Raw genomic sequence first — 24032 nt, forward strand, 5'->3', positions numbered from 1 at the left:
TGTCACTAAATTTTGATGTTTTCATATGCAGAATCTCCTGCGTTTATCGTACGAGAAAATTCTACTTTTGACGTCAGTTAATTTAAGGGATGATTACCGTTTGATGAATTCAGATGCTTTTTTCGAGTTATAGTAATTATATAAGAACGACTTTCATTTGCATGTCATTATATGCCTTGTATGTCGTGCATTCATATTATAGAGTTGGTGTTTATTGTTTATATAAATTTGCATAAAATCACACAAGAACTTATAAAATAATTTATAAGTTCTTGGCGTCCGATGATTTATTAGCGTTTTGCTAGAATCTCTTCACCATTCTGTGCTGCCCAAGCATTCCAAATTTCAACTTTAGCGTTAAAACTTTCTGTCGCTTGAGCTACTGCTTCAGCAATAAGTGGTGATATCTCACTTTGAAATTTCTTTTCGACCTTGGCAAATGGCACAACTTTGATACCGCGATCTTCGAGACCTTTTTTCATGGTGTGCGTTTTCAGCAAGTGTAACTTGCCGTTTTCAACATAGAAAAACTGACTTTCTGGATTCAGAGTTTTGAACTTTGGTTTTGTCGGACGTTTTCCAGCTTCGACTTTTTCTTCAACCACTTCAGCAACAACATTGGTTGTGAGTTGCAGACCAAGTTGCTCTAAAGAGAAACCTTGTGCTTTTGCCAGTTGTTTAATTTGTTCGATGGTATCGATTTCTTTTTGACGATCAGCGATGACTGATTGCAGTACTTCAATCGCTTCATGAATTTTGGCAACAGAGATTTCTTTGGCGGCTTTTTTCAGTTCTTTTTTATCAAGCAGAATAGACATGGTATTTCCAAGTGTTGGTGAGATCTAATACCTTTAGGTTACTCAATTTCTGCGTGTCATGCACTATTGTTTGTTCATTCACATGGTTAAAGAGGCTTAAGTTATGGCTACTATCAAAATACGCGTATTCAAGGATGGCGCAAAATCTGTGATTAATAAATTGCGCAGTGATGTATCACCTGAGCATTCAGCGTTCAAATATGTAGAGCAATGTCTTGTGCTGTTGGATGGCTTTAGCAAACTGAAGAAAAAGGAGCAGACTGATGCAGCTATAAAGCTGAATAAGTTGATCGACAAAATTTCCGACAAAGCTGATTTACCAAAACTCAAGAAGCAGATCATCGATGCTGAAAAGTCGCGTCGATATGCGTTATCGAAAAAGAAAATTACCTTAAGCAAAGAACTGGCTGCGCAATTGCAGTCATCAGTTGCAGGTTATTTGAATAAGCGAAGAGTATCTTACCAAGTTGCTATCAGAACATTACTTGAGTTAGCTGCTGATAAGTTACCAACGTCAGACAAAATACCAAAAGCTGGTAAACGTCTTTCTGGCGTCAAAGTGGTTGCTAAACTGCCGGAACGGGTAAAAAGGGAGGTCTATGTCGTCCCCCCTGGTACTTTCAAAAAGATCGATGAAGAGTTTGAAACTCAGGATAAATAGGGACTCATGCTCTTCAGGTCGAAGTGTTTTTCAAGCGCATCAGCAACTCGTTGGTGCGCGACTCGACGTTCCTCTAAGTAGTCATGACGGTCATAAATACCTTCAACACCTTTAAGTTTATGGTTTAAGCAGCGTTCTGCCACATCACCTGAAATCCCCAATTTTGCACAAAGCGTCCGAAAGGTGCGACGCAAGTCATGCACACTAAAGTGCGTGATATCGCCCATCAAATTTTTTGGTTGCACCTTGCGGCCTGCTTCATGACCAAAGCATTTGGTGATTGCTCGATTTAAGGTGTCAGAACCCATATGCGGTGTTTTGCTAGCGCGTCTTGCTGGAAAGACATATTCAGAGAAACCAGCTTGCACTTTGAGGATCTTGAATAATGTCAGTGCCTGTGTCGGTAACGGAATTGTGATTGGTACACCTGTCTTCATCCGTTCTTTTGGCAGGTTCCAAAGTCCATTGTCTAAATCGAATTCAGACCATTTCGCTTCGCATAACTCTGACTTACGCACACCAAGCATCAGAAATAGGCAGCAAGATATATAGTTATCACGGCCAAAACTGCTGATGTTTTCACGAAATATACGAAACACTTCGGCAATCTCAGACTCGCTGAGCGCTCTGCTTTTAGCATCTTCGACACCGCCTGCATCGTTGGTCGTGAAACTGGCTGCTGGATTGGAATCAATCAGGCCAAGTTTGATGGCATGTCTAAACATCTGCTTCATATACATCAGCGCATCGTTGCAGATTGTTGGAACATCTTTTTCGCGAATACTGATTAGTACGTTACGAACGTCTAAAGGCGTAACAGAACCAACCGATAGTTCACCAAGGATCGGTTTAATGTGCTTGTTATAAATTCGGTACGGAATATTGGCATGTTTAATTCTTGGTTCTAAGTCATGCTTGTACCAATCTTGAAAAAGCATTTCGCAAGTGTGCAGGTTCGCTGCGTAAGCTCTTTTTTTCTCGACCAGTGGATCTTTGCCTTCGTCTCTAAGATCTGACAATCCAATGACTACTTCTCTAGCTTCTTTGAGACTTAGCTGAGGATAATTGCCTATGGTCATATAACGTCGTTTACCGTTGATGACATAACGGAATTCCCAACTAGCCACCTTGTACTGGTTTAAACGGAAGTAGAGGTTGTCACCAACAGGCTTACGGACAGGAGTTCCAGCGCTGATGATTTGTTTGAGTTCGGCAACGGTTGTGGTTGTCATAAGAAAAAGCTCCATAAATTCGACACTTATGGAGCTTATACTAGTAACCATTTCGAGGTCTTGCAATAGGGTAACTGGTAACCAAACTAGTAACCATCGGCTTTACGCTACTTGAGCCAGAAAGATACAGGTTGATTAGGTAATTATTTTTATATCAGTCACTTACGATTAGGTGGTTCAGTTTGAACCAGCTTGAAAAATCATTCGACGTTTTGGACCTGCTCCCGCATCTGCTCAATCAGCACCTTTAATTCCACGGCTGTATTGGTAATTTCTGTCGAAATTGCCTTGGACGACAGGGTGTTCGCTTCGCGGTTAAATTCCTGCATCATAAAGTCCAGCCGGCGGCCGACCGCGCCACCTTGTTTGATGCTGTGACGGGTTTCTTTGATATGGGCGTCTAAGCGGTCCAGCTCTTCTGCCACATCAGATTTTTGCGCTAAAAAGGCCATTTCCTGTTCCAGGCGGTTTTGGTCCAGTTCGGCTTTAATTTCTTGCAGGCGGGCGACGATTTTGTCGCGTTGCCATTGCAGCGCTTGTGGTAAGTGCTGGCGTAATTTGCTGACGTGGTTAGCAATTTGAGCAAGGCGGTCTTGTAGCATTTGTTCGATGGCGGCGCCTTCGCGGCCACGGCCCGCTAAAAAGTCAGTCAACGCGGCGTCAAAACCGGCCAGCAGTTCGGCCTGCAGGCTGTCGAGGTCAGATTCCTGACTTTCCATGACACCTGGCCAGCGCAGAATATCCAGCACATTCAGCTGGGCTTTGCTGCTGTGCTCTGCCAGTGAACTGGCCACTTTCATCAGCTGGCTGGCCAGCTGTTCGTTGATGGCAAGCTCACCTGTGGCGGCACTGGCACTGTACTTCAAATTCACTTCCAGCTTGCCACGGTTCAGCTTCTGACGCAGTTTGTCCCGCAGCAGGCCTTCCAGGCCACGGAACTGTTCTGGCAGACGGAAATACGTCTCCAGATAACGCTGGTTCACTGAGCGAATTTCCCAGACGGCGTTGCCCCAACTGGCTTTAATTTCGTGCCGGGCATAAGCGGTCATGCTGTGGATCATAACAAGGTCCTGAAAATGAAAATAAAACCGAGTATACCCAGTTCACCTCAATTCCGCTAATGGATGGCATCGGGCCAGCGAAATCCCTATAATAAGGCACATTTTTCAGCTGACAGAGGCTCCATCATGCGTCCAAGTGGCAGAACTGCTGGTCAAATTCGTCCTATCTCGTTCACCCGTCAATTCACTGCTCATGCCGAAGGTTCGGTGCTGGTGGAGTTTGGAAATACCAAGGTTTTATGTACGGCTTCCGTGGAGGAAGGGGTGCCACGTTTTATGAAAGGCCAGGGCAAAGGCTGGATCACAGCGGAATATGGCATGTTGCCTCGCGCCACTCATACCCGTAACGACCGGGAAGCCGCTCGTGGCAAGCAATCTGGCCGCACTATGGAAATCCAGCGTCTGATTGGCCGTGCGCTGCGTGCTGCGGTGGACTTATCTATTCTCGGCGAAAACACCATCACCTTCGACTGTGACGTCATTCAGGCTGATGGTGGCACCCGCACTGCGGCCATTACCGGTGCTTGTGTGGCTTTAGTCGATGCGCTGAATCATATGCGTAGTAAAGGCCTGATTAAAACCAACCCACTGAAATACATGGTGGCGGCGGTTTCTGTCGGTGTGTACAAAGGCGAAGCCATTGCCGACCTGGAGTATGTGGAAGATTCAGCGGCCGACACCGACATGAATGTGGTGATGACCGAAACCGGCAAGCTGATTGAAATTCAGGGCACTGCTGAAGCTGAGCCTTTCAGTTTCGACGAAATGCAAAACATGCTTGAACTGGCCCGTCATGCCATTCGTGAAATTATCGACGAACAGAAAAAAGTTCTGGCATAAGAGGCACTGATGAAAGCATTTCAGAAAGAATTTATTGAGTTCGCGCTGTCGCGTCAGGTGCTGAAATTTGGCCAGTTCACCTTAAAATCCGGCCGCACCAGCCCGTACTTTTTTAACGCCGGTTTGTTTAACACAGGTGGCGATTTAGCCCGCTTAGGCCGCTTTTATGCCGCTGCGCTGCAAGACGCTGGCGTGGAATTTGACCTGCTGTTTGGCCCGGCTTACAAAGGTATTCCTATTGCCACTACTACAGCGGTGGCGTTGTTTGACCATCATGGCAAAGACGTGCCTTATTGCTTTAACCGCAAAGAAGCGAAAACCCATGGTGAAGGCGGTAGCCTGGTGGGCTCGCCACTGCAAGGCCGGGTGATGCTGGTGGACGACGTGATTACTGCAGGCACCGCCATTCGTGAATCTATGCAGATCATTCAGCAAGCGGGCGCCGAACTGACGGGGGTGTTGATTGCACTGGACCGTCAGGAAAAAGGCAAAGGCGAGTTATCTGCGATTCAGGAAGTGGAACGTGATTTCAACACCAAAGTGGTGTCTATCGTCAGCCTGACAGATCTGATCCAGTACCTGCAGGATAAACCTGAACTGGCAGACCATCTGGATGCGGTGAAAGCCTACCGTGCCCAGTACGGTGTGAATTAAGGACCATCCATGACCAAACCCAATGGCAGCGGTTTTGGCCGGGTGCTGAAAGCAGCCGATTGCAGCCGTAAAGGCCTGGCTGCGGCCTGGATTAACGAAGCTGCTTTCCGGCAGGAAGCGGCGCTGACGGTGCTGGCGTTGCCTTTTGCCTGGTATCTGGCAGCAGACTTTGCTCAGTTTGCCTTGTTGATGGGCGTTTGGTTGTTGGTGCTGATTGTCGAACTGCTGAATTCGGCGATTGAGGCGCTGACCGACCGGGTCAGTCTGGAACGTCATGAACTGTCGGGGCGCGCCAAAGATATGGGCTCTGCCGCTGTGAGCCTGGCGCTGCTGTTTGTCACTTTGGTGTGGATTGGAGCCATCTGGCAGAAGTTTGCGTAATTGCTTGTGATGTAAAAAAGGCGGGTAAACCCGCCTTTTTTAATGCCGTTACAGGGCAAAAATACTGCGCTGCAGCAGTGCCCATTGGTTCGGCCACTGTGCCGTTGGCTGGCGCTCAAAACCAGAGCGGACAAACTGCTGCAGTTTGCCTTCGCAAATGCCAAGCAGCAGGTTGGCTAAGTCGCCTTCGTCCACGCTGAAACTTTTGCCTTCCCGCAGTTTGCGTTCACGCAGGCATTGCTTGAGCTGAGTTTCCAGTTTTTCATACAAAGCACTGATGCGCTCCTGCAATCGTTCCTGTTCACCTTGCAGGGCATCGCCGGTCAGAATGCGGCAAATACCCGGGTTGCGTTCGGCGAAAATCAGCAGCAGCTGCATAATCAGTTCAATGCGTTGTTCGGTTTGTTTATGTTCCTGCAAAATGGCGTTGATGCGGGACAGCAGGGTATCTTCAATAAAATCAATCAATCCCTCAAACATCCTGGCCTTGCTGGGGAAGTGGCGGTACAGGGCCGCCTCCGACACGCCAACTTCAGCGGCCAGTGCTGCTGTGGTAATTCGCTGTCCGGCATGGCTTTGCAGCATTGCTGCCAACGCCTGCAGAATATCTTCCTTGCGGTTGGTTTTTTTTATGGTCGCCATGCCAATCCCTGTCTGCTGTTAGCTGCGGCCTGAATGACCAAAACCACCTTCGCCACGCTCTGAAGCGTCAAAATCACTGACCAGATTAAACTCGGCTTGCACCACTGGCATAAACACCAGTTGAGCAATACGCTCGCCTGGCTGAATACTGAAGCTATCCTGACCACGGTTCCATACCGACACCATCAGCTGGCCCTGGTAGTCCGAGTCAATCAGGCCCACCAGGTTGCCGAGGACGATGCCATGTTTATGGCCCAGGCCTGAGCGTGGCAGGATAGTCGCGCATAAATTGGCGTCACCAATATGAATCGCCAGGCCGGTAGGGATTAGGGTGGTTTGACCCGGTGCTAACTCGACAACAGCGTCAAGGCAGGCGCGTAAATCCAACCCGGCTGAGCCTGGTGTTGCGTAAGCTGGTAATGGGAATTCGGTGCCAATGCGGGCATCGAGAATTTTCAGGTCAATAGCTTTTTTCATTGTGAGTACCGCTTGTAAATCAAAGAAATAAGTTGTTCAGCCAGCTGGCTTTTATCTTGTAAGGCGAAGGGCTGCTCGCCGTCAGCCCAATAGGCGGTTAAAGCATTTTGCTCGGCATTAAAGCCCTGGCCTGGCACCGATACGTCGTTGGCGCAAATTAAATCCAGCTTTTTCTTCTGCAGTTTTTGTTTGGCGTAGCTCGCCACATCCTGAGTTTCGGCCGCAAAGCCGACAGTAAAAGGCCGGTTTTGCAGAAGGGCTGCCACTGCCGCAATAATGTCCGGGTTTTTCACCAGCTGCAGGCTCAGGTTGTCGTCCGCAGTCTTTTTCAGTTTTTGTGCCGCCACCTGCGCCACTTTGTAGTCAGCCACGGCGGCACAACCAATAAAGATCTGGCTGCTGACGGCAAGCTCCAGAGCCGCCTGATGCATTTGGTCGGCGCTTTGCACATCAATACGCTGCACACCGGCTGGTGTAGGTAAACTGACCGGGCCAGCAATCAGTTGAACCTTTGCACCCAGTTCGGCAGCGGCCTGCGCCAGCGCAAAGCCCATCTTGCCGGAACTGTGGTTGGAGATATAACGCACCGGGTCTATCGCTTCGCGGGTCGGTCCAGCCGTGATGGTGACTGTCAGTCCTTGCAGCAGCTGTGGTTTGGGCTGAAAAAATTGTACGACTAATTCGGCCAGCTGCAGTGGTTCCAGCATACGCCCCGGGCCCACATCGCCACAGGCTTGCTCACCGGCGGCCGGGCCCCAAATGTAAAAATGATGTTGCTTAAGCCTGTCTATATTGACCTGGGTCGCTATATTTTTATACATCTGCTGGTTCATCGCAGGGGCTATCGCCACTGGCGCTGCGGTGGCCAGAATGCAGGTGCTGAGTAAGTCGTTGGCCATGCCATGCGCAATGCGGGCAATGGCGTCTGCAGAAGCGGGCGCCACCAGTACTAAATCGGCCCATTTGGCCAGTTCAATGTGACCCATTGCCAGTTCTGCGGCTGGGTCAAGCAGACTGTGGCTGACAGGATTGCCGGACAGCGCCTGCAAAGTTAACGGCGTAATAAATTCACGGGCGGCGTCGGTCTGGATCACCCGGACATCCGCGCCCCGTTCTTTTAAGCGGCGGATCAGGTCGGCACTTTTATAAGCAGCAATGCCACCAGTGATGCCAAGCAGAATACGTTTATTGGCCAGGGCTAAGCTCATTGCAGCGAGATTCTGAGGTGTTCATGGGGCGTTAAGATAACACGGAAAGTTAAAGGAAAACAAAACACAAAGGAGGTGTGTGATGGCAATTTGTGACTGGCCACAAAGTGAAAGGCCCAGAGAAAAATTATTGCAACAAGGGGCTGGTAGCCTGTCGGATGGTGAGCTGCTGGCAATTTTTTTACGCACCGGTGTCCGGGGGCTGGACGCCGTCGAATTGGCCCGCCAGCTACTGCAAGACTTTGGTGGCTTACGGCCTTTGCTGGCCGCCAGTGAAGTGGAGTTTTGCCGTGGCCGTGGTTTAGGGCAGGCCAAGTACGTGCAGTTGCAAGCGGTGCTTGAGCTCAGCCGGCGCTATTTAATGCAAAGTTTGCAGCGCGAAACTGTGTTTACGGAGCCTGCTTTGGTGAAGCGTTATTTGCTGCAAAGTCTGGCTGAACAGAAGCGCGAAATTTTTATGTTGTTGTATCTGGACAGCCAACACCGGCTGATTTGCGCAGAACCGTTATTTTTTGGCACGATCGACGCTTCTCCCGTGTATCCGCGTATTGTAGTTCAGAGTGCTTTAGCGCATAATGCCGCCGCCGTTATTTTGGCTCACAATCATCCATCCGGAGTTGCAGAGCCAAGCCGTGCTGACAGAGCCATAACCGAACGCCTGAATCAGGCGATGTCCCTAGTCGATATTAAGTTATTGGACCATTTTGTCGTCGGCGACGCTGAGGTTGTTTCCTTTGCTGAACGCGGCTGGCTGTGATGATCGGAAAGGATCCGCTCACGATCGTCGGAATCAAATACAGATTTGCCTTGAATTTGTTCAGGCTTTCGTGTATAAATTGCGCCCTTTCAGAAGTCCGGGGCATTCTTCTTGGCCAGAAGGATGAAAGAAGCTCGAGCTGAAGTTATTTTGGAGAAACATTGACATGTCTAGAGTGTGCCAAATCACTGGCAAAGGTCCGATGGTAGGTAACCGTCGTTCACACGCCAACAACGCGACTAAGCGTCGTTTCCTGCCTAACCTGCAAACTCACCGTTTCTGGGTTGAGAGCGAAAACCGCTTTGTAACTTTACGTTTATCTACTAAAGGTATGCGTATCATCGATAAGAATGGTATCGATGCAGTATTAGCTGACCTGCGTAAAAACGGTCAGAAGGTTTAAGGAAATAAATTATGCGCGATAAAATCCGTTTAGTTTCTTCTGCTGGTACTGGCTTTTTCTACACTACTGATAAGAACAAGCGTACCATGCCAGAAAAAATGGAAATCAAAAAATTCGACCCTAAAGTGCGTAAGCACGTGATTTTCAAAGAAGCGAAAATCAAATAATCGAATTCGATTTCAACAACAAACCCGGCCACAAGCCGGGTTTGTTGTTTTCTGCAGCCAGAAAAATGACAGCAGTGACAAGGCCGACCCTAGCAGGTACCCTGTCAGCAGTGACGCAGGAGCTGTACCAATGATTCGATTATCCAGAACCAGCTGGAACAATGTATTGATTTACACTGTGTTGGTGTTGATTGGGCTTTTTGTGGTGTTGCCGGAGTATTGGCAGCGCGGTGAGCAAGCAGCGCCGACGCAACTGGTGCCTGCCAACCAGGCATTATTGGCCTTACATTACCCGGCGCATCAGGTGGAACGCGCAGGCCCAGTCTGGCGGGTGCAACCTGTCGCTTTGTCCGATGCGCAATTGCAGCAATTAGTGACCTACTGGCAGCAGGGGACTCTGGCGGCGCCATCACCATTAAACCCGATTCAGCCAGTACTGCGTTCAGAAGTGTTTTCCTGGCTCGCCGGCAAACCTGCGCAGCAGCACTGGCAGCTGTATCAGGCCGATGAACAGTGGTGGCTGAAAGCCGTCGACACCGATCTTTGGTTCCGTCTGACCGAGACCGAAGCCCAGCAAATTTTTCCAACCGCCCTACGATAACTATGCCTGAATTACCAGAAGTTGAAGTGTCCCGCTTAGGGATCAGCCCGCACCTGCAACAGCAACGTATTGAACAAGTGGTGGTGCGGCAGCGCCAGTTGCGCTGGCCTATACCTGACGAAGTGCTGGCATTACGTGACCAACCCGTGCTGGATGTCAGTCGTCGCGCCAAGTATCTGTTGATCCACCTGCCAGCTGGCGAGCTGATTATTCATTTGGGTATGTCCGGCAACCTGAAAGTGTTACCTCAAAACTCTGTGGCCGGTAAACACGATCATGTGGATATACTGCTGAGTTCAGGCCAGTTATTGCGGCTGAATGATACCCGCCGTTTTGGCGCTGTGCTCTGGCAGGATAAAAACTCAGTGCATCCGCTGCTGGCCAATTTGGGCCCTGAACCTTTATTACCAGACTTTACTGCGCAGCATTTGTTTCAGGCCTGCAGTAAACGCAGCAGCGCGATCAAACTGGTGTTGATGGACAATCAGGTGGTGGTGGGGGTCGGTAATATTTATGCAAACGAGGCGCTGTTTCAGGCTGGGATCCGTCCGACCATGCCGGCCAATCAACTGAGCTTGCCTCAAGCCGAGCGTTTGACGGCCATCGTCAAACAAACCCTGGCCAAAGCCATTACCCAAGGCGGCACCACTCTGAAAGACTTCAGTCAGGTGGATGGCAAACCCGGTTACTTCGCCCAGCAACTGCTGGTGTATGGTCGCGGCGGCGAGTGCTGCTTTAGCTGCAACACAGAGCTGCAAGAAATACGGCTTGGCCAGCGTAGCACCGTGTATTGCCCGCATTGCCAGCCGGAGCGCTAGCACCAAAGCAGGTGGTCAGAAACGGCGTTTCGCCAGAATTCGCCATTCAAAGCCTGAAACATCGCCTTCTTCATGCAGGGCTTTGGTCAGGTCGATATGGATCATGGTGCCCCGGCTGCTATGGCTGGATAGCAATCGAATCCCCAGGCCGACACCATACAGGCTTTGGCCTGCTGTGCCTTCTGGTAACGCCGGATTGCTACCCCAGGTGCGGCCCACATCGGCAAATGCAGCGTAACCTACGTCGAAGATCTGGGCGATGGATAAGGTGCTGTAGTAGCGGTATTCCGCTGTCGCCAACGCCAGCCGCTCACCTGTCTGGTAATACAAAGGGTAAGCCCGCATGCCGGTATCGCCGCCCAGGCTGAGGCGCTGGTCGCGGAATAAATCCTGACCATGGGCATAGGTTAATTGCCCCACCAGACTTTGATTCTTATCCAGCTGATGGATCCACATCGCATAACTGCTGATCAGCCATTGATTCACTTCAGCCTGCTGTAACTGTTCGGCTTGCCATTGACCAATCAGTAAGTCAGTCGGGCTGAGTTGCCAGGCCTTGTCGAGCCTTCCTTTCAGTGACCAGCCGCTGTGGTCGGCGCCCAGCCCGGGTTGCAACCATCCCAGCTGCACACTGGCCTGCCAGCCAAAATTAATGTCTTCCACCCGGTTAAATTGATACACATTATAAAGTTGCCGGTATTCGGCTCCGACAAACTGCCAACTTAGCCACAGTTGCGATAAATCACGGTTTTCGGGCATGCCAAAGTCGGTTAAAGCTGTCGGGCTAAATTGCAGCTGCTGGCGGTCCAGCCCCAGGCTAAGGCGTTGCACCCAATGCCCGGTTTCCGCAATTTTCCAGCCGGATGACAGTTGCAGCAGATCCAGTTTGCGCTGGTATTCATTGATCTCATCACCGCGCAGGTATTCGTTGACATTTTCACTGTCGGTTTCGATGTGAAAGGCGAAGGCCCAGGGGGCATGCAGCCGGTAAAAGGGGCGTTCTAATGCCAGCAAATAAGACTCGCCATCGGTTTTATCGGCGTACAGGGTATTGAGGTTCCAGTGGCTGCCAAACAGGTTAGGGGAGCGGAAGTTCAGCAGGTAGCTCTTGCGCTCGCTGTCATTTTCGTAATCCAGATTGACCTGATTTCCGGTGCCAAACAGGTTGTCTTCCGCCAGCCCGAGCACAGTTTTACTTTCGCCGCCTTCACGGGATAAGGAGATATTGGGCAATAACGACCAGTTATCCCAGGTGTGGATAGTGACGACCACAGAGCCGTCGGCACATTGTTCAGTCGCTTTGACTTCGACTTTGCGTAAGTAACGCCGGGTCCTCAGCAAACGCTCGGTTTCCAGCAACGCTTCGGCATCCAGCGGGTCGCCTGCTTTAAACAACACATCTTCCAAAATGGTGTCGGCTTTGGTGACTTTGTGGGTGCGGTTGGCGAGGTGATGAAACCAGTAGACTTTCTCTGCTTCCAGATCAAACACATCTTCGCTTTGTACCCGAATAGCCCGAACCGGTTTGCCTTGTAATGACGACAGGTTAGCTCCGGTTTGCAGCGGTGCGCAATTTTCCAGCTCTGAAGCAAAAGCCACGGTACTGCCAGGCATCGATATCCAGCACAACATTGCTGCCATCAGGAAGCGCATGGAAATCTCCTTCGTGAGCCCGAATGCTGATCAAATCGTATAGCCAGACCTTAGCTTGTCAGGCTGCATTTTGTAAAGTAGCTGTTTTTATTGAGATTTCCATTCCTTTAAAAACCTCTGGCTCGGTTCGCTTAAGCTTAGCTCGCGTTGCGGGAAAGGAAACTCCACGCCTTCTTTGTCAAACGCCAGTTTGATTTGCTCAAGCAGGCCGGTTTTCAACGCCAGGTAATTTTCTTTGCGGGTCCAGACGGAGAGTTGCAAATCCAACGAGGATTCCCCGAAATTTAAAAAGCGAAAATCCGGTGCCGGTTCATCCAGGCAAAATGGGTGCTCGTCAGCCACGCGGAGCAGAATAGCTCTGACCTGGCTGATTTGCTCTTTGTAAGCCACGCCTATCAGCAAATCCAAGCGACGTATTGGAAAGCGGGTCAGGTTGGTGACTTCGGTTTTAATCAGGCTTTCGTTCGGGATCCGCACAAAGAGGTTTTCCGGCGTGCGGATTTTCACCGACAACAAGTCAATGGACAGTATTTCGCCTGTGGTGCTGCCGACCCGGATGGTGTCACCAATCTGAAACGGGCGTTCACCAATTAAGAACAAGCCGCTGATCAGGTTTGATACCGAGGTTTGTGAGGCAAACCCCAAGGCGACTGACAGTACCCCGGCTGCACCTAACAGTACGCCCAGGTTAAAGCCCAGTTGTTTCAGGGCGGTGGCGATAAACAGCGCCAGCACCAGCCAATACACCAGCCGTTTTGTTAAGGACGCATGATGAGGGCTGAATTTTTTTAAGCTGAGTTTAAAGGCGGCTTTTGACAGCAGGCTGGCCGCCAGAAAGCCAAAAGCAAACAGCAGCACTGCACGTAACAGTTGGAAAAAACTCTGGGAGTCAAAGTAATTCAGAATGGTATCCAGCGACATCAACTGCGCTCCGTATGTTGAAATAAATCACTGAAGACACGGAATAAACCGTGTTTTTCGAATGCCTGTCTTGGCCGGCTTAAGCGGATAGCATTCGCGTGTCCGGGAGGCATTTGTTTATGAATGTTTAAGCGTGACAACTCTGCGTCATTCTGATGATCAATCTGTACTAAATCTGTCCAGAGCGAACCATCTGGCAGGCCATATAACGACAGAAACGGCAATGGCAGGCTGAGTTTTTCAATACTCATCATCTGGCTGGAGTTGTTCTTCACCCGAATTGGGGTGATAGCCCGGTGCGCGCGGGCAGGCAATTCCTCTTTACTGTGTCTGGCCTGGGTTTTGTCGGCATAACACAGCTCACCCGCCTGTGTGTTCGGGCCAAACCAGGTGTCAGACAAGCGTTGGGTGGGTAGTTCCTGCAGCAGAATATCCGGTTGCTTCAACTCAAGCCTTATCACCACAGGGCTGCTGATGTAAAAGGTCACTTCTTCACCCACAGGTAAATACACTGGCTGGCGGGTTTTCACCACCACAGGCCTGTCTTGCAACAAGGGCGTCAGGCAAAACTGCAATGGTTCGTGGGTGAACACATAGCGGCTGAAGACCTTGTGCAGTGGCCACTCCGGCAAGTAACTGGCGTGAGCCATATTTTGTTCCGGTTCGGTCAGCTGCTCGGTATGCAGCCACCATTCACCGGTTTTGCGCTGTAAATACACAACCAAAGGACCTATCTGCAGCCGTACGACTTGTTGATGATTCAGCGTTTGTGCTTGCCACCACTGGCTCTGCGGATCCAGCCACATAGAAATTCCTTGCAGGGGTTAAGTTGAGGTTCAGGCCGTTAACGCGTAAAATAATGCGCGTTTTTCACCGACTCAGCAATGAGTTAGCACACAAACCCTGAAGGAGAGTCCGTTTTATGGACGTGCCCAGTCACAGGCCTGGCCTGAATTCAACTCGTCAATTATTTATCTGGTTGTAGTGATTGGTTCCTGCCTCACGACAACCGCTAGTCTGAGGTAATTATGGAACTTCTGGTATTGATCCATCTGTTACGGGCGGCTCTGGAAAGCGGCGACTTTTCTGAGTTGGCCGATAAACTGGCCGACACCCACCCAGCCGATTTGGCTGCGGCGCTGGCGGAATTCTCACCGGCACACCAATGGCAGTTACTGACCCAGTGCCCGTTGGCACGTCAGGCCGAAATTTTTGTCTATTTGCCGCTGGAGCAGCAAGTGCAGCTGGCACACAGCATCAGCCGGGCCCGCTTTACGCCTCTGATCCGGCAGATGTCGTCGGATGAACGGGCGGACTTATTTAACAAATTCTCTGACGAGCAGAAACAAGCCTTGTTGCCTGCCTTGGCACAGGCGGAACGCGACGACATTCTGAGTTTGTCGTCCTATTCCGAAGGCACTGCCGGCGCCATTATGAGCTCGGACTATGCTATGCTGTCGCCGCACCTGACGGTCAGTGAAGCCATTGAGGTACTGCGTCATGAGGCGCCGGACAAAGAAACCATTTATTTGTCCTATGTGGTCGACGAGAAAAGAGCATTAATTGGTGCCTTGTCACTGCGTGAACTGATCCTGGCGCCTGCTTCTGCGTTAGTTGATGACGTGATGAAGCATGACCCAATTCAGGTGACGGCAGACAGTTCTCAGGAAGAGGTGGCGGCACTGATTGCCCGCTACGACTTGCTGGCAATTCCTGTAGTGAATCAGCAAGGGCAATTGGTTGGTATTGTCACCCACGATGATGCGATGGACGTTGCAGCCGCCGAAGCCACCGAAGATTTCCACAAAACCGCCACCATAGGTAAGTTAGAAGGCAGTGTCAAAGACGCCAAAATCAGCCTGCTGTATCGCAAACGAGTGGTCTGGCTGGTGGTACTGGTGTTTGGCAATATTTTCTCCGGTGCTGGCCTGGCTCTGTTTGAACAAGTGATTTCCCAACATATTGCGCTGCTGTTTTTCCTGCCGTTGCTGATTGCCAGTAGCGGTAATGCCGGCGCCCAGTCGGGCACCCTGATGGTGCGTGCTTTGGCGACTGGGGACGTTAAATTGCGGGACTGGGGCAAAATGCTGGGCAAAGAGGTGCTGATTGCCAGCCTGCTGGGCCTGACCATGGCGGCGGCTGTGTCAGGGCTTGGCTTCCTGCGCGGCGGTGCCGATATCAGTGTAGTGGTGGCCGCCACCATGTTGTTGGTGGTGATGATCGGCAGTCTGATTGGCTTGTCGTTGCCGTTTTTACTGAGTCGTTTTGGCATGGACCCGGCCACCGCCAGTGGCCCTTTGATCACCTCAATTGCTGACGTGGCTGGTGTGGTGATTTATTTCTCCATTGCCAGCTGGTACTTAGAACTGGTGTTGTAAAGCGCCGGTGTTCTGTGTGTATACCCAAGTACGACAAAAGTTTTAGCCATCCGGATTGTCGCTCTCAAAAAAAGCCGTTATAGTGCGCGGCGAACCAAGGGGTGCGAAAGCTGAGACGCCGTCAGGCGAACCCTTAGAACCTGATCCGGATCATACCGGCGGAGGGATGGTACTAACCTCATTTCCTTTTGCTCTGGTGATCCTACGTTTTTCTGATTTCACTGGAGTAAGTCACAAATGCGTAGATTATCCCGTCTATTCATTGCGTTAAGCGCAGTCAGCTGTGCTTTTGTTCAGGCCGATGACAGCGTGGTGGAAACCATCGAAGTTAAAGGCGATTTTCGTAGCCAGCAACTCAATAAAATTCCAGGCAGCATTGCGGTCTTTACCGACGCCGATATGCAGCGCCAGAATGCCCAGCATCTGGATGATTTACTGCAACAGGCAGCCAACCTGAATTTCTCGGCCGGCGCCTCCCGCGGCCGCTTTCTGCAAGTGCGTGGCGTTGGCGAGCGTAGCGAGTTTGTCGACAGCATCAACCCGTCAGTCGGGGTGCTGATTGACGGCATCGATTATTCCATTCTGGGTGTCAGTTCTTTGTTTGATCTGGAGCAGGTGGAAGTATTCCGTGGCCCGGAGGCGACCCGATTTGGTGCCAATGCTATGGCAGGCATGCTGAATTTACAGTCGCGCCGGGCCGACTTTGACCCAAGCGGCGAACTGGCAGCAACCTTTGCCAACTACGACAGCCTGCAATTGAGTGCAGCCTATGGTCAGGGTCTGACCGACAAACTGGCCTTCCGGCTGGCAGTTGATCATCAGCAGTCGGACGGCTTTATCGACAACAACTACCTGCAGCGCGACGACACCAACAACATTGATGAAACCACGGCCAAACTGGCGTTGCGTTATCTGGCGACCGAACAGTTGACGCTGGATTGGGTGACGCATTGGCGTGACCTGGATAATGGCTATGATGCCTTTTCGCTGGACCGTAACCGTACCACCTTGTCGGACCAACCCGGGCAGGACCAGCAGCGCAGCCAGGGCTCAATGCTGAGCGCGGATTACAGCGGTTTTGGCTTTGCACGTTTATTCAGCCAGCTGAGTTACCTGAACGCCGATACCGATTATGGTTTTGATGAAGACTGGAGCTATGACGGCATTCATCCGGATGGGTACAGTACGACGGACCGCTATTTACGCGACCGCTCCCACTGGAGTGCCGAACAGCGCCTGGTTAGTTCTACCGATCGCCATTGGGTAGCGGGTTGGTACCACAGCCAGCAAAAGACCGACTTAGAGCGGCAGTACTGGGACTGGGACGCCTGGGCGCCAGCGCAGTTTTTCAGTCATTTTGAACGCAAAAACAGTGCGCTGTTTGGTGAGCTGAGCCTGGCGCTGGCTTCGGATTTGGAGCTGACCTTGGGAGGTCGCGCGGAGCGTTATCAGGATCAGTATAGTGACAGCAAAGGCATAACGCGGCAGGACGATGACTGGATGTTCGGCGGCAAGGCCAGCCTGAGTTATCAACTGAGCGACAGAGCCAGCCTGTATGGCTTGGTGTCGCAAGGTTACAAAGCGGGTGGGGTGAACGGTGAAGCCTTAGGCAAAGCCGACGCCACCGGTTCTGCCGCCCTGGCTGACTACTTACGTGAACGCGCCAGCTTTGCTCCGGAAACCTTGCTGAATACCGAGTTTGGCGTCAAAGCCAGTAACGCGGAGCAGACTCTGGTGAGCCGGGTTGCGCTTTTTGCCATGTGGCGGGACGATATGCAAGTGAACAGCTGGGTCACGCGTGACCAGATGTTTATCGGCTTTATCGACAATGCGGCGTCGGGCCGTAATTATGGCCTGGAGCTGGAGAGCCGTTACCAGTTCAGACCGGACTGGACTTTGTACGGGACTCTGGGGTTACTTCGCAGCGAAATTCGTGGTTTTATCACCGAAGAAGGTGTCGACAAAACCGGGCGGGATCAGGCGCACGCACCTGACTATCAATATCAACTGGGGTCTGAATGGCTACTGGCGGAGCGCTGGAGCCTGAACCTGGCACTGCAGAGTAAAGCGGCGTTTTATTATTCCGACAGTCATGACGCCAAATCGGATCAGATGCATTTGGTCAACCTGCGCCTGCAATACCAGCTTGACCAATGGCAGTTTGCGCTGTGGAGCCGCAATGCGTTGAATGAAGACTATGGTGTGCGTGGTTTCTATTTCGGCAATGACCCACGAGATGGCTACGCTGAGCATACCTATGAGCAATTGGGTGAACCGCGCCGTCTTGGCGTCAGTGCCCGTTACCAGTTCTGAGGAGAGCCAAATGCAATTATCTATTGAGATCAGTAAGTACCCACTGACCGAACACTACATTGAGCCGATTAAAGGCTTTATTGAGTTGCTGAACCAGAAACCGGAACTGCATGTGATCACCAATACCCTGAGTACTCAGGTGTTTGGTGACTATGACCAGGTGATGGCGGCGCTGTCGGAAGGCATTCGCTGGTCCTTTGAACGCTATGGCAAAGTAGTGTTTGTGGTGAAATTTCTGCATGGTGATCTGCGACCATGACCGCACTCTGGCAGCAGCTTTTTGCCGATATGGCGCTGATGACACAGCTGGAACTGCTGGCTGTGTTGTCTGCGCTGGCTTATGTGTTGCTGGCGTTAAAGCAAAGCTTATGGTGCTGGCCGGCCGCGCTGCTCAGCACCTTGTTGTACAGCCATATCATGTGGCATTCGGCGCTGCTGTCCGACGCTTTACTGCAGATTTATTATGCCGGTATGGCGCTGTACGGCTGGTATAACTGGCGTCGGTTGCAGCAACAACAGTCCCATCAGCACGGTATGACGGAGTTCAGTCTGGTGTTTCATGGTCGCCTAATTGCGGCGACAGCCGGTGCAGGTTTACTGTTGGGTTACCTGATGAACCGTTACACCCAGGCTGATTTTGCCTGGGTGGATGCACAAACCACCACCTTCAGCGTACTGGCGACGTTTTTGGTGGCACGCAAAGTGGTGTCGAACTGGTTGTATTGGGTGGTCATTGATGCGGTATGTATTTATGTCTATATCGAAAAACACCTGTATTTCACCACTGCACTTTTTGTACTCTACACCCTGATAGCATTGGCAGGGTTTTTCTTATGGCGACAGAGTTACCGGCAGCAACAGCAACCAGCTTGATTTGGGCGTTATGCCAAAGGCTGGAGTTTTTTGCTGAGCATCAGCCGTTACAACTGGAGCAATTGACCTTTGGTCAGCTAACGCAAACCTTTAGGGTCAAGACTGATCAAGGCCACTACGCAGTGCGGCACTATGCGGATTCAGTGTTGCCTGTGCGTCGTCAGCAAGAGCTGCGCTGCCAGCATGCGGCTGCAGCTGCCGGCTTGGCGCCTGCGCCTTTATGTCTGAACAACCATCAGCGGATGCTGGTGTGTGAGTATTTATCGGACGCCGAACATACCAGTGCAGACAAGCTACATCAGCATCTGGCGACTGTGTTAGCCAGGTTGGCTGTATTGCATCAGTTAAAGGTGCAAACCCCAGTGCTGGACCCCTGGCTTTATTTGCAGCATTTAAAACAACAACTCAGCATGGATTGGGCCACAGCCGACGAGTCGCTGTACCAGCAGTTGCTGGAACAAGCGCGTCAGTTGCAATTTTTCCTGCCTGAGGTTGGCTTGTGTCATATGGACCTGAATCCGGCCAACCTGCTTTGGTCGGCAGGTCAGCTCTGGCTGATCGATTTTGAATACTGTCAGTTGGCCGATATTTGTTTCGACCTGGCAAGCTTATGCTGGAACTATGGGTTGGACGAGGAAGCCGAGCAGCATGTATTGGCCTTGTATACACAAGCGCGAGGTAAACAAGCCAGCGCCATCGACAAGCACAAATACCAGCTGGTCAAACGACTGACCTTGGGGTTTGCCTGGTTATGGTATAAGGCCGAACAGCTGAAAAACCGGGACCCGAGGCATCAGGAAGCTGCAGCAACCACCCGCAGGCAGTTGCTGCAGTTACTGTCACAAACCGCCTAAGCGCTCTGCCAGAATTTTATAACGTTTGACGTCGTCTTCTTCAAACAAAGGTTTGCCATCGCCGTCTTTGTCGCATGGGACCAGTAAGTTTTCCCGCGCCAGCCGTTCAACGCGAATATCCTGAATGCCCAAGAATTCTGCGACTTGCGCCACGGTCATTGTTGCCATCGTTTTGTTTCCTGCCCTATTAACCCAAAATCAGTGTATCTCTGTTTTTACCAAACGCTTGTACGCGTTACTACTGTTTTACTGTTTTTTAGGCAGACAGACAACCTGAACACTCAGATTTCGTTACAAATTATTTGTAGTGGCTGGTGAAGGCTGTGTTAGATTTTTGTGATAATTAACACGCTTGGGACCCCATTATGTTTAAAACCCCTTTAGTCGGCCTGGCGCTGGCTTGCGTTTTTTCCGGAGCAACCGCGATGGCAGCAGAAGCACCACAAGCTCAAACCAAAGCCTATGACGTCGAATCGCCGTTTGGAAAACGTGCGGACCCTTATTACTGGTTGCGTGACGACAGCCGCAAAGACCCGGCAATGCTGGCCTACCTGAATGCAGAGAATCAGTATTACCAGCAAATGACCGCGGGTCAGCAGCCGTTGGTGGACCAACTGGATAAAGAGATTGTCGGCCGCATCAAACAAGACGACAGCTCGGTACCTTATGACAAAGGTGATTACACCTATTACACCCGCTTTGAGACAGGCCAGCAGTACCCGATTTATGCCCGTAAGCCTAAAGCTGGTGGTGCGGAACAGATCCTGCTGAATGTAAATACACTGGCACAAGGCAAAGACTTTTATCAGATTGGCAACTGGGAAGTCAGTCCGGATCAAAAAACGCTGGCCTATATGGAAGACCTGAATGGCCGTCGCCAATACAGTCTGAAATTCCGCGACATAGCGACAGGGAAAGATTTGCCGGATCAGATCACCGGTTTGTCCGCTTCCATTGCCTGGGCTGCCGACAATAAAACGGTGTTTTATATCGAAAATGATCCAGTGACCCTGCTCAGCACCAAAGTGAAGAAACACCGTCTGGGCAGCGATGCGGCGAAAAACCCTGTGGTTTATGAAGAAACCGACCACAGCTTTTATATGGGGGTCGGCACCAGCAGTGATGACGCATATATCGTCATTGGTCTGGAGAGCACGGTGTCGAATGAGTTCCGTGTCTTGTCAGCAGCAGAGCCAAATGGCCAGTTTCAGCTGTTGGCACCACGCCAACGTGATTTTAAATACGACGCCGACCATCAGGCGGGCCGTTGGGTGATCCGCACCGACTGGCAGGCACCGAATTATCGTCTGATGACGGTGGCGGACAAAGACATTGGTGATCGCAGTAAATGGCAGTCGCTGCTGGCGCACGACGATGGCATTTTTATTGAAAGCTTCCAGTTATTTGACCAGTACCTGGCGATTAATGAGCGCAGTGATGGTTTAAGCCGGATCCGGGTTTTACCCTGGAAAGATCTGAGCAAAGCGACTTATGTAGCGTCGGATGAAGCATCTTATGTGGCGGATTTCGAGACAAATCCGGAACAGAATACCGATTGGCTGCGTTACAACTACAGCTCTTTAACCACACCGAACAGTGTGTACAAGGTGAATATGAAAACCGGTGAGCGGGTGTTGTTGAAGCAGCAGCAAGTGCTGGGTGGTTTTGATCAAACCCACTACAAAACAGCTCGTGTCTGGGCGCCAGCCAAAGACGGCAGCAAAATCCCGGTGTCCTTATTGTATAAAAAAGACTTTAAACAGGATGGCACTGCGCCGTTGTATCAATACTCCTACGGCTCTTACGGCAACTCGACGGACCCTTATTTCCGTTCAACAGTGTTGTCTTTGGTCGACCGCGGTTTTGTTTATGCAATAGCCCATATCCGCGGCGGTCAGGAAATGGGGCGCCATTGGTATGAACAAGGTAAGTTACTGAATAAAATCAATACCTTTACTGACTATATTGCGGTAACGGATTACCTGGTGGCTGAAGGTTATGCCGCCAAAGACAAAGTTTTTGGTATGGGCGGCAGCGCCGGTGGCTTATTAATGGGGGCTGTTGCCAATATGGCGCCGCAGAAATACCGCGGTTTAGTGGCTCATGTGCCCTTTGTCGATGTGGTCACTACTATGCTGGACGAATCCATTCCGCTAACCACCAATGAATTTGATGAATGGGGCAATCCGAAGCAAAAAGCCTTTTACGACTATATGTTGTCGTATTCGCCTTATGATCAGGTGAAAAAGCAGGCTTATCCGGCGCTGCTGGTGACCACAGGTCTGCATGATTCTCAGGTGCAGTACTTTGAACCTGCCAAATGGGTTGCCAAGTTACGTACCATGAAGACAGACTCTAACCCGCTGTTATTCAAAATAAATATGGAAGCAGGCCATGGTGGTAAGTCGGGACGTTTTGCCCGCTTACACGAAACAGCGCAGGAATATGCCTTTATTCTTTCGTTGCTGAACCAACCTGGTTCCTAAATTCTTGTCCTGCCGCAGTCCGGACTGGACTGCGGTTTTTTTCAAATTTTTGGGTGTGTCAGGCGTAACCAGCAGCGGTTTTGCCTCAATTCCCGACGCCTGCCGGTAGACAAAGTTTTTTGTGCTCTGTATAACAATATGACTTAGCTGAATTTTTTGTTCTGTCATGAACTGGACAGAATTATCAGCTATGGTTTTTATAGCAGTCACATAATAACCATAATTCAGGTAACGCTTATGAAAGCATCCGGCATGTCCTTGGCCATCTACAACAACTTTTTAGGTCAGGCACCTAACTGGTACAAACTCACCATTATCGCTTTTCTACTGATTAACCCCATTTTGTTTATCCAGAACCCTTATCTGGCAGGTTGGGCTTTGGTTGTGGAGTTCATTTTTACGCTGGCGATGGCGCTGAAGTGTTATCCGCTGCAACCTGGTGGTTTGCTGACCCTGCAGGCGGTCGCGATGGGCATGACCAGCAGCAGCAAAGTAATGCATGAAGTCTCCGTCAATATCGAAGTGATTCTGTTGCTGGTCTTTATGGTGGCTGGTATCCACTTTGTGAAAGACCTGCTGTTGTTTGTCTTTACGAAGTTGCTGATCCGTGTACGGTCAAAAACCACTTTGTCGCTGGCTTTTGTCTGCATGGCAGCCTTTTTGTCTGCCTTTCTGGACGCGCTGACCGTTGTCGCGGTGATTATTGCGGTCGGTGTTGGTTTCTATGCGATCTACCACAAAATTTCTTCAGGTAAGAAGTTTCAGGACCCGCATAACCATAATGAAGACAGTGAAGTGCATGAACTGTCCCGTGCCGATCTGGACGCTTTTCGCGGGTTCTTACGTAACCTGCTAATGCATGCTGGTGTAGGTACTGCCTTGGGTGGGGTGTCGACCATGGTCGGTGAACCACAAAACCTGATTATTGCCGAAGCTGTCGGCTGGGATTTTGCCGAGTTTGCGCTGCGTATGGCGTCTATTAGCGTGCCAGTATTGTTGTCTGGTTTATTGACTTGTTTTGTGCTGGAAAAACTGCGCTGGTTTGACTTTGGTGTGCGGTTGCCGCAACCGGTGCAAGATGTGTTAATTGCCTATGACAATTACCAGACTGAACGCATGACCAGTTCAGATATCAGCAAATTATGGGTTCAGGGTCTGATTGCGGTGATTTTGATTGTCTGCCTGAGTCTGCACCTGGCGTCTGTCGGTCTGATAGGTCTGATGGTAATTATTCTGGCGACAACCTTTTGTGGTGTCACCGATGAACACCAACTAGGCAAAGCTTTCCAGGAGGCCTTGCCGTTCACCTCGTTGCTGGTGGTGTTTTTCGCTGTAGTGGCGGTGATTATTGACCAGCATTTGTTTAAGCCTGTGATTGACTGGGTGCTGACATTCGATGGGCAGAATCAGCTCGCAATGCTGTTCCTGGCCAATGGCGCCTTGTCGATGGTCAGTGACAATGTGTTTGTCGGCACCGTCTATATCAATGAAGTCAAAGCAGCCTGGCAGTCAGGCCAGATCAGCCGCGAGCAGTTTGAACTACTGGCGATTGCGATTAACTCCGGGACCAACCTGCCGAGTGTGGCCACGCCAAATGGCCAGGCGGCCTTCCTGTTCCTGCTGACCAGTGCCTTGGCCCCGCTTATCCGCTTGTCCTATATGAAAATGGTCTGGATGGCGTTGCCTTATACACTGGTGCTGGCCTCTGTTGGTTTGCTTACCACTGTCTTTGTATTGCCAGAAGTGACGCATTGGATGTACGCCCATGGCTGGATCCATCACTTTGACCCGGCGGCAGTCAGTAACCAGGTTTCAGGGCATTAATCGCCAAAAG

General features: G+C 50.7%; 26 protein-coding genes and 1 riboswitch. Of the genes, 16 read left to right on the top strand and 10 right to left on the bottom strand.

The window, feature by feature from the left end; genetic code table 11:
- Positions 1-290 precede the first annotated feature (290 nt).
- Entirely contained in the window at positions 291-818 is a 528-nt protein-coding gene (locus ACFO3I_RS09615) for an H-NS family histone-like protein (protein WP_377333720.1), read from the bottom strand.
- Between the two features lie 103 nt (positions 819-921).
- On the opposite strand from ACFO3I_RS09615, the gene ACFO3I_RS09620 reads away from it, so the two are divergent.
- Complete coding sequence (locus tag ACFO3I_RS09620) at positions 922-1479, top strand: hypothetical protein (protein WP_377333722.1); 558 nt, start codon at positions 922-924, stop codon at positions 1477-1479.
- Here the strand turns inward: ACFO3I_RS09620 and ACFO3I_RS09625 are convergent.
- A complete protein-coding gene (locus tag ACFO3I_RS09625) occupies positions 1467-2711 on the bottom strand; it encodes a tyrosine-type recombinase/integrase (RefSeq protein ID WP_377333724.1) in 1245 nt (414 codons plus the stop codon). The two genes, ACFO3I_RS09620 and ACFO3I_RS09625, sit on opposite strands and share 13 nt — an antisense overlap.
- Positions 2712-2911: 200 nt before the next feature.
- Positions 2912-3772: a YicC/YloC family endoribonuclease gene (locus ACFO3I_RS09630; RefSeq protein ID WP_377333726.1), complete on the bottom strand. Its 861-nt coding sequence runs from the start codon at positions 3770-3772 to the stop codon at positions 2912-2914.
- A gap of 126 nt (positions 3773-3898) precedes the next feature.
- On the opposite strand from ACFO3I_RS09630, the gene rph reads away from it, so the two are divergent.
- From rph to ACFO3I_RS09645, 3 genes are read left to right on the top strand one after another with little or no spacing between them, the layout of a single operon-like run.
- On the top strand, positions 3899-4612 hold the full coding sequence (rph, locus tag ACFO3I_RS09635; RefSeq protein WP_377333728.1) for a ribonuclease PH: 714 nt from the start codon (positions 3899-3901) through the stop codon (positions 4610-4612).
- 9 nt (positions 4613-4621) lie between these two features.
- Complete coding sequence (pyrE, locus tag ACFO3I_RS09640; protein WP_377333730.1) at positions 4622-5266, top strand: orotate phosphoribosyltransferase; 645 nt, start codon at positions 4622-4624, stop codon at positions 5264-5266.
- Between the two features lie 9 nt (positions 5267-5275).
- Positions 5276-5647, top strand: coding sequence for a diacylglycerol kinase (locus ACFO3I_RS09645; RefSeq protein WP_377333731.1), 372 nt, complete (start codon positions 5276-5278; stop codon positions 5645-5647).
- A gap of 48 nt (positions 5648-5695) precedes the next feature.
- Here the strand turns inward: ACFO3I_RS09645 and slmA are convergent, their stop codons facing one another.
- From slmA to coaBC, 3 genes are read right to left on the bottom strand one after another with little or no spacing between them, the layout of a single operon-like run.
- Complete coding sequence (gene slmA / locus ACFO3I_RS09650) at positions 5696-6289, bottom strand: nucleoid occlusion factor SlmA (protein WP_377333732.1); 594 nt, start codon at positions 6287-6289, stop codon at positions 5696-5698.
- A gap of 18 nt (positions 6290-6307) precedes the next feature.
- A complete protein-coding gene (dut, locus tag ACFO3I_RS09655) occupies positions 6308-6766 on the bottom strand; it encodes a dUTP diphosphatase (RefSeq protein WP_377333734.1) in 459 nt (152 codons plus the stop codon).
- Complete coding sequence (gene coaBC / locus ACFO3I_RS09660) at positions 6763-7974, bottom strand: bifunctional phosphopantothenoylcysteine decarboxylase/phosphopantothenate--cysteine ligase CoaBC (RefSeq protein ID WP_377333736.1); 1212 nt, start codon at positions 7972-7974, stop codon at positions 6763-6765. The genes dut and coaBC overlap by 4 nt, the downstream gene beginning before the upstream one ends.
- Before the next feature lie 82 nt (positions 7975-8056).
- On the opposite strand from coaBC, the gene radC reads away from it, so the two are divergent.
- The 5 genes from radC (at position 8057) to mutM (ending at position 10720) form a co-directional block, all read left to right on the top strand.
- The gene (gene radC / locus ACFO3I_RS09665) at positions 8057-8731 is read left to right on the top strand and encodes a RadC family protein (protein WP_377333738.1); all 675 of its coding nucleotides are present in this window, start codon (positions 8057-8059) and stop codon (positions 8729-8731) included.
- Positions 8732-8897: 166 nt separating this feature from the next.
- The gene (gene rpmB / locus ACFO3I_RS09670) at positions 8898-9134 is read left to right on the top strand and encodes a 50S ribosomal protein L28 (protein ID WP_377333739.1); all 237 of its coding nucleotides are present in this window, start codon (positions 8898-8900) and stop codon (positions 9132-9134) included.
- 11 nt (positions 9135-9145) lie between these two features.
- Positions 9146-9301, top strand: a complete 156-nt coding sequence (gene rpmG / locus ACFO3I_RS09675) for a 50S ribosomal protein L33 (RefSeq protein WP_031566726.1) — start codon at positions 9146-9148, stop codon at positions 9299-9301.
- A 130-nt stretch (positions 9302-9431) separates the two neighbouring features.
- Positions 9432-9902, top strand: a complete 471-nt coding sequence (locus tag ACFO3I_RS09680) for a hypothetical protein (RefSeq protein WP_377333741.1) — start codon at positions 9432-9434, stop codon at positions 9900-9902.
- Positions 9903-9904: 2 nt separating this feature from the next.
- A complete protein-coding gene (gene mutM, locus ACFO3I_RS09685; protein WP_377333743.1) occupies positions 9905-10720 on the top strand; it encodes a bifunctional DNA-formamidopyrimidine glycosylase/DNA-(apurinic or apyrimidinic site) lyase in 816 nt (271 codons plus the stop codon).
- Positions 10721-10735: 15 nt separating this feature from the next.
- On the opposite strand, the gene ACFO3I_RS09690 is transcribed toward mutM, so the two are convergent.
- The 3 genes from ACFO3I_RS09690 to ACFO3I_RS09700 all read right to left on the bottom strand — a co-directional run bounded on the left by ACFO3I_RS09690 (position 10736) and on the right by ACFO3I_RS09700 (position 14100).
- Positions 10736-12373 carry a BamA/TamA family outer membrane protein gene (locus tag ACFO3I_RS09690; protein ID WP_377333744.1) on the bottom strand — a complete coding sequence of 546 codons (1638 nt, stop codon included), beginning with the start codon at positions 12371-12373 and terminating at the stop codon, positions 10736-10738.
- 87 nt (positions 12374-12460) lie between these two features.
- Positions 12461-13294 carry a mechanosensitive ion channel family protein gene (locus tag ACFO3I_RS09695; RefSeq protein ID WP_377333746.1) on the bottom strand — a complete coding sequence of 278 codons (834 nt, stop codon included), beginning with the start codon at positions 13292-13294 and terminating at the stop codon, positions 12461-12463.
- Positions 13294-14100 (bottom strand): DUF432 domain-containing protein, encoded by an 807-nt coding sequence (locus tag ACFO3I_RS09700; protein WP_377333747.1) that lies wholly within the window; start codon positions 14098-14100, stop codon positions 13294-13296. The genes ACFO3I_RS09695 and ACFO3I_RS09700 overlap by 1 nt, the downstream gene beginning before the upstream one ends.
- Positions 14101-14322: 222 nt before the next feature.
- Here ACFO3I_RS09700 and mgtE point away from each other — a divergent pair, with 222 nt between their 5' ends.
- From mgtE to ACFO3I_RS09725, 5 genes are all read left to right on the top strand, one after another.
- Entirely contained in the window at positions 14323-15672 is a 1350-nt protein-coding gene (gene mgtE / locus ACFO3I_RS09705; RefSeq protein ID WP_377333749.1) for a magnesium transporter, read from the top strand.
- An 87-nt stretch (positions 15673-15759) separates the two neighbouring features.
- Positions 15760-15856: riboswitch (TPP riboswitch) on the top strand.
- 53 nt (positions 15857-15909) lie between these two features.
- The gene (locus ACFO3I_RS09710; RefSeq protein ID WP_377333751.1) at positions 15910-17985 is read left to right on the top strand and encodes a TonB-dependent receptor; all 2076 of its coding nucleotides are present in this window, start codon (positions 15910-15912) and stop codon (positions 17983-17985) included.
- Positions 17986-17995: 10 nt separating this feature from the next.
- Complete coding sequence (locus ACFO3I_RS09715; protein ID WP_377333753.1) at positions 17996-18244, top strand: hypothetical protein; 249 nt, start codon at positions 17996-17998, stop codon at positions 18242-18244.
- Positions 18241-18858, top strand: a complete 618-nt coding sequence (gene pnuC / locus ACFO3I_RS09720; protein WP_377333755.1) for a nicotinamide riboside transporter PnuC — start codon at positions 18241-18243, stop codon at positions 18856-18858. The genes ACFO3I_RS09715 and pnuC overlap by 4 nt, the downstream gene beginning before the upstream one ends.
- Positions 18819-19712, top strand: a complete 894-nt coding sequence (locus ACFO3I_RS09725; protein WP_377333756.1) for a phosphotransferase — start codon at positions 18819-18821, stop codon at positions 19710-19712. The genes pnuC and ACFO3I_RS09725 overlap by 40 nt, the downstream gene beginning before the upstream one ends.
- Here the strand turns inward: ACFO3I_RS09725 and ACFO3I_RS09730 are convergent.
- Positions 19698-19880, bottom strand: coding sequence for a MerR family transcriptional regulator (locus tag ACFO3I_RS09730; RefSeq protein WP_377333757.1), 183 nt, complete (start codon positions 19878-19880; stop codon positions 19698-19700). The genes ACFO3I_RS09725 and ACFO3I_RS09730 overlap by 15 nt on opposite strands.
- Before the next feature lie 257 nt (positions 19881-20137).
- Here ACFO3I_RS09730 and ACFO3I_RS09735 point away from each other — a divergent pair, with 257 nt between their 5' ends.
- Both ACFO3I_RS09735 and nhaB read left to right on the top strand, forming a co-directional pair.
- Positions 20138-22198, top strand: coding sequence for a S9 family peptidase (locus tag ACFO3I_RS09735; RefSeq protein ID WP_377333759.1), 2061 nt, complete (start codon positions 20138-20140; stop codon positions 22196-22198).
- Between the two features lie 237 nt (positions 22199-22435).
- The gene (gene nhaB / locus ACFO3I_RS09740; protein ID WP_377333761.1) at positions 22436-24022 is read left to right on the top strand and encodes a sodium/proton antiporter NhaB; all 1587 of its coding nucleotides are present in this window, start codon (positions 22436-22438) and stop codon (positions 24020-24022) included.
- Positions 24023-24032: the final 10 nt, after the last annotated feature.

The organism is Rheinheimera marina, assembly GCF_042654345.1.
In the GTDB taxonomy this organism is placed as follows: Bacteria; Pseudomonadota; Gammaproteobacteria; order Enterobacterales; family Alteromonadaceae; genus Pararheinheimera; species Pararheinheimera marina.

Bases quoted from the DNA above. Each gene is read 5' to 3' on its own strand.
- pnuC (WP_377333755.1), top strand. From the start codon at position 18,241: ATGACCGCACTCTGGCAGCAGCTTTTTGCCGATATGGCGCTGATGACA.
- ACFO3I_RS09715 (WP_377333753.1), top strand. From the start codon at position 17,996: ATGCAATTATCTATTGAGATCAGTAAGTACCCACTGACCGAACACTAC.
- ACFO3I_RS09690 (WP_377333744.1), bottom strand. From the start codon at position 12,373: ATGCGCTTCCTGATGGCAGCAATGTTGTGCTGGATATCGATGCCTGGC.
- slmA (WP_377333732.1), bottom strand. From the start codon at position 6,289: ATGGCGACCATAAAAAAAACCAACCGCAAGGAAGATATTCTGCAGGCG.
- pyrE (WP_377333730.1), top strand. From the start codon at position 4,622: ATGAAAGCATTTCAGAAAGAATTTATTGAGTTCGCGCTGTCGCGTCAG.
- ACFO3I_RS09735 (WP_377333759.1), top strand. From the start codon at position 20,138: ATGGCAGCAGAAGCACCACAAGCTCAAACCAAAGCCTATGACGTCGAA.
- mgtE (WP_377333749.1), top strand. From the start codon at position 14,323: ATGGAACTTCTGGTATTGATCCATCTGTTACGGGCGGCTCTGGAAAGC.
- ACFO3I_RS09630 (WP_377333726.1), bottom strand. From the start codon at position 3,772: ATGATCCACAGCATGACCGCTTATGCCCGGCACGAAATTAAAGCCAGT.
- coaBC (WP_377333736.1), bottom strand. From the start codon at position 7,974: ATGAGCTTAGCCCTGGCCAATAAACGTATTCTGCTTGGCATCACTGGT.
- ACFO3I_RS09710 (WP_377333751.1), top strand. From the start codon at position 15,910: ATGCGTAGATTATCCCGTCTATTCATTGCGTTAAGCGCAGTCAGCTGT.
- rpmG (WP_031566726.1), top strand. From the start codon at position 9,146: ATGCGCGATAAAATCCGTTTAGTTTCTTCTGCTGGTACTGGCTTTTTC.
- ACFO3I_RS09680 (WP_377333741.1), top strand. From the start codon at position 9,432: ATGATTCGATTATCCAGAACCAGCTGGAACAATGTATTGATTTACACT.
- ACFO3I_RS09700 (WP_377333747.1), bottom strand. From the start codon at position 14,100: ATGTGGCTGGATCCGCAGAGCCAGTGGTGGCAAGCACAAACGCTGAAT.
- nhaB (WP_377333761.1), top strand. From the start codon at position 22,436: ATGAAAGCATCCGGCATGTCCTTGGCCATCTACAACAACTTTTTAGGT.
- mutM (WP_377333743.1), top strand. From the start codon at position 9,905: ATGCCTGAATTACCAGAAGTTGAAGTGTCCCGCTTAGGGATCAGCCCG.
- ACFO3I_RS09730 (WP_377333757.1), bottom strand. From the start codon at position 19,880: ATGGCAACAATGACCGTGGCGCAAGTCGCAGAATTCTTGGGCATTCAG.
- ACFO3I_RS09725 (WP_377333756.1), top strand. From the start codon at position 18,819: ATGGCGACAGAGTTACCGGCAGCAACAGCAACCAGCTTGATTTGGGCG.
- ACFO3I_RS09645 (WP_377333731.1), top strand. From the start codon at position 5,276: ATGACCAAACCCAATGGCAGCGGTTTTGGCCGGGTGCTGAAAGCAGCC.
- dut (WP_377333734.1), bottom strand. From the start codon at position 6,766: ATGAAAAAAGCTATTGACCTGAAAATTCTCGATGCCCGCATTGGCACC.
- rph (WP_377333728.1), top strand. From the start codon at position 3,899: ATGCGTCCAAGTGGCAGAACTGCTGGTCAAATTCGTCCTATCTCGTTC.
- ACFO3I_RS09615 (WP_377333720.1), bottom strand. From the start codon at position 818: ATGTCTATTCTGCTTGATAAAAAAGAACTGAAAAAAGCCGCCAAAGAA.
- rpmB (WP_377333739.1), top strand. From the start codon at position 8,898: ATGTCTAGAGTGTGCCAAATCACTGGCAAAGGTCCGATGGTAGGTAAC.
- radC (WP_377333738.1), top strand. From the start codon at position 8,057: ATGGCAATTTGTGACTGGCCACAAAGTGAAAGGCCCAGAGAAAAATTA.
- ACFO3I_RS09625 (WP_377333724.1), bottom strand. From the start codon at position 2,711: ATGACAACCACAACCGTTGCCGAACTCAAACAAATCATCAGCGCTGGA.
- ACFO3I_RS09695 (WP_377333746.1), bottom strand. From the start codon at position 13,294: ATGTCGCTGGATACCATTCTGAATTACTTTGACTCCCAGAGTTTTTTC.
- ACFO3I_RS09620 (WP_377333722.1), top strand. From the start codon at position 922: ATGGCTACTATCAAAATACGCGTATTCAAGGATGGCGCAAAATCTGTG.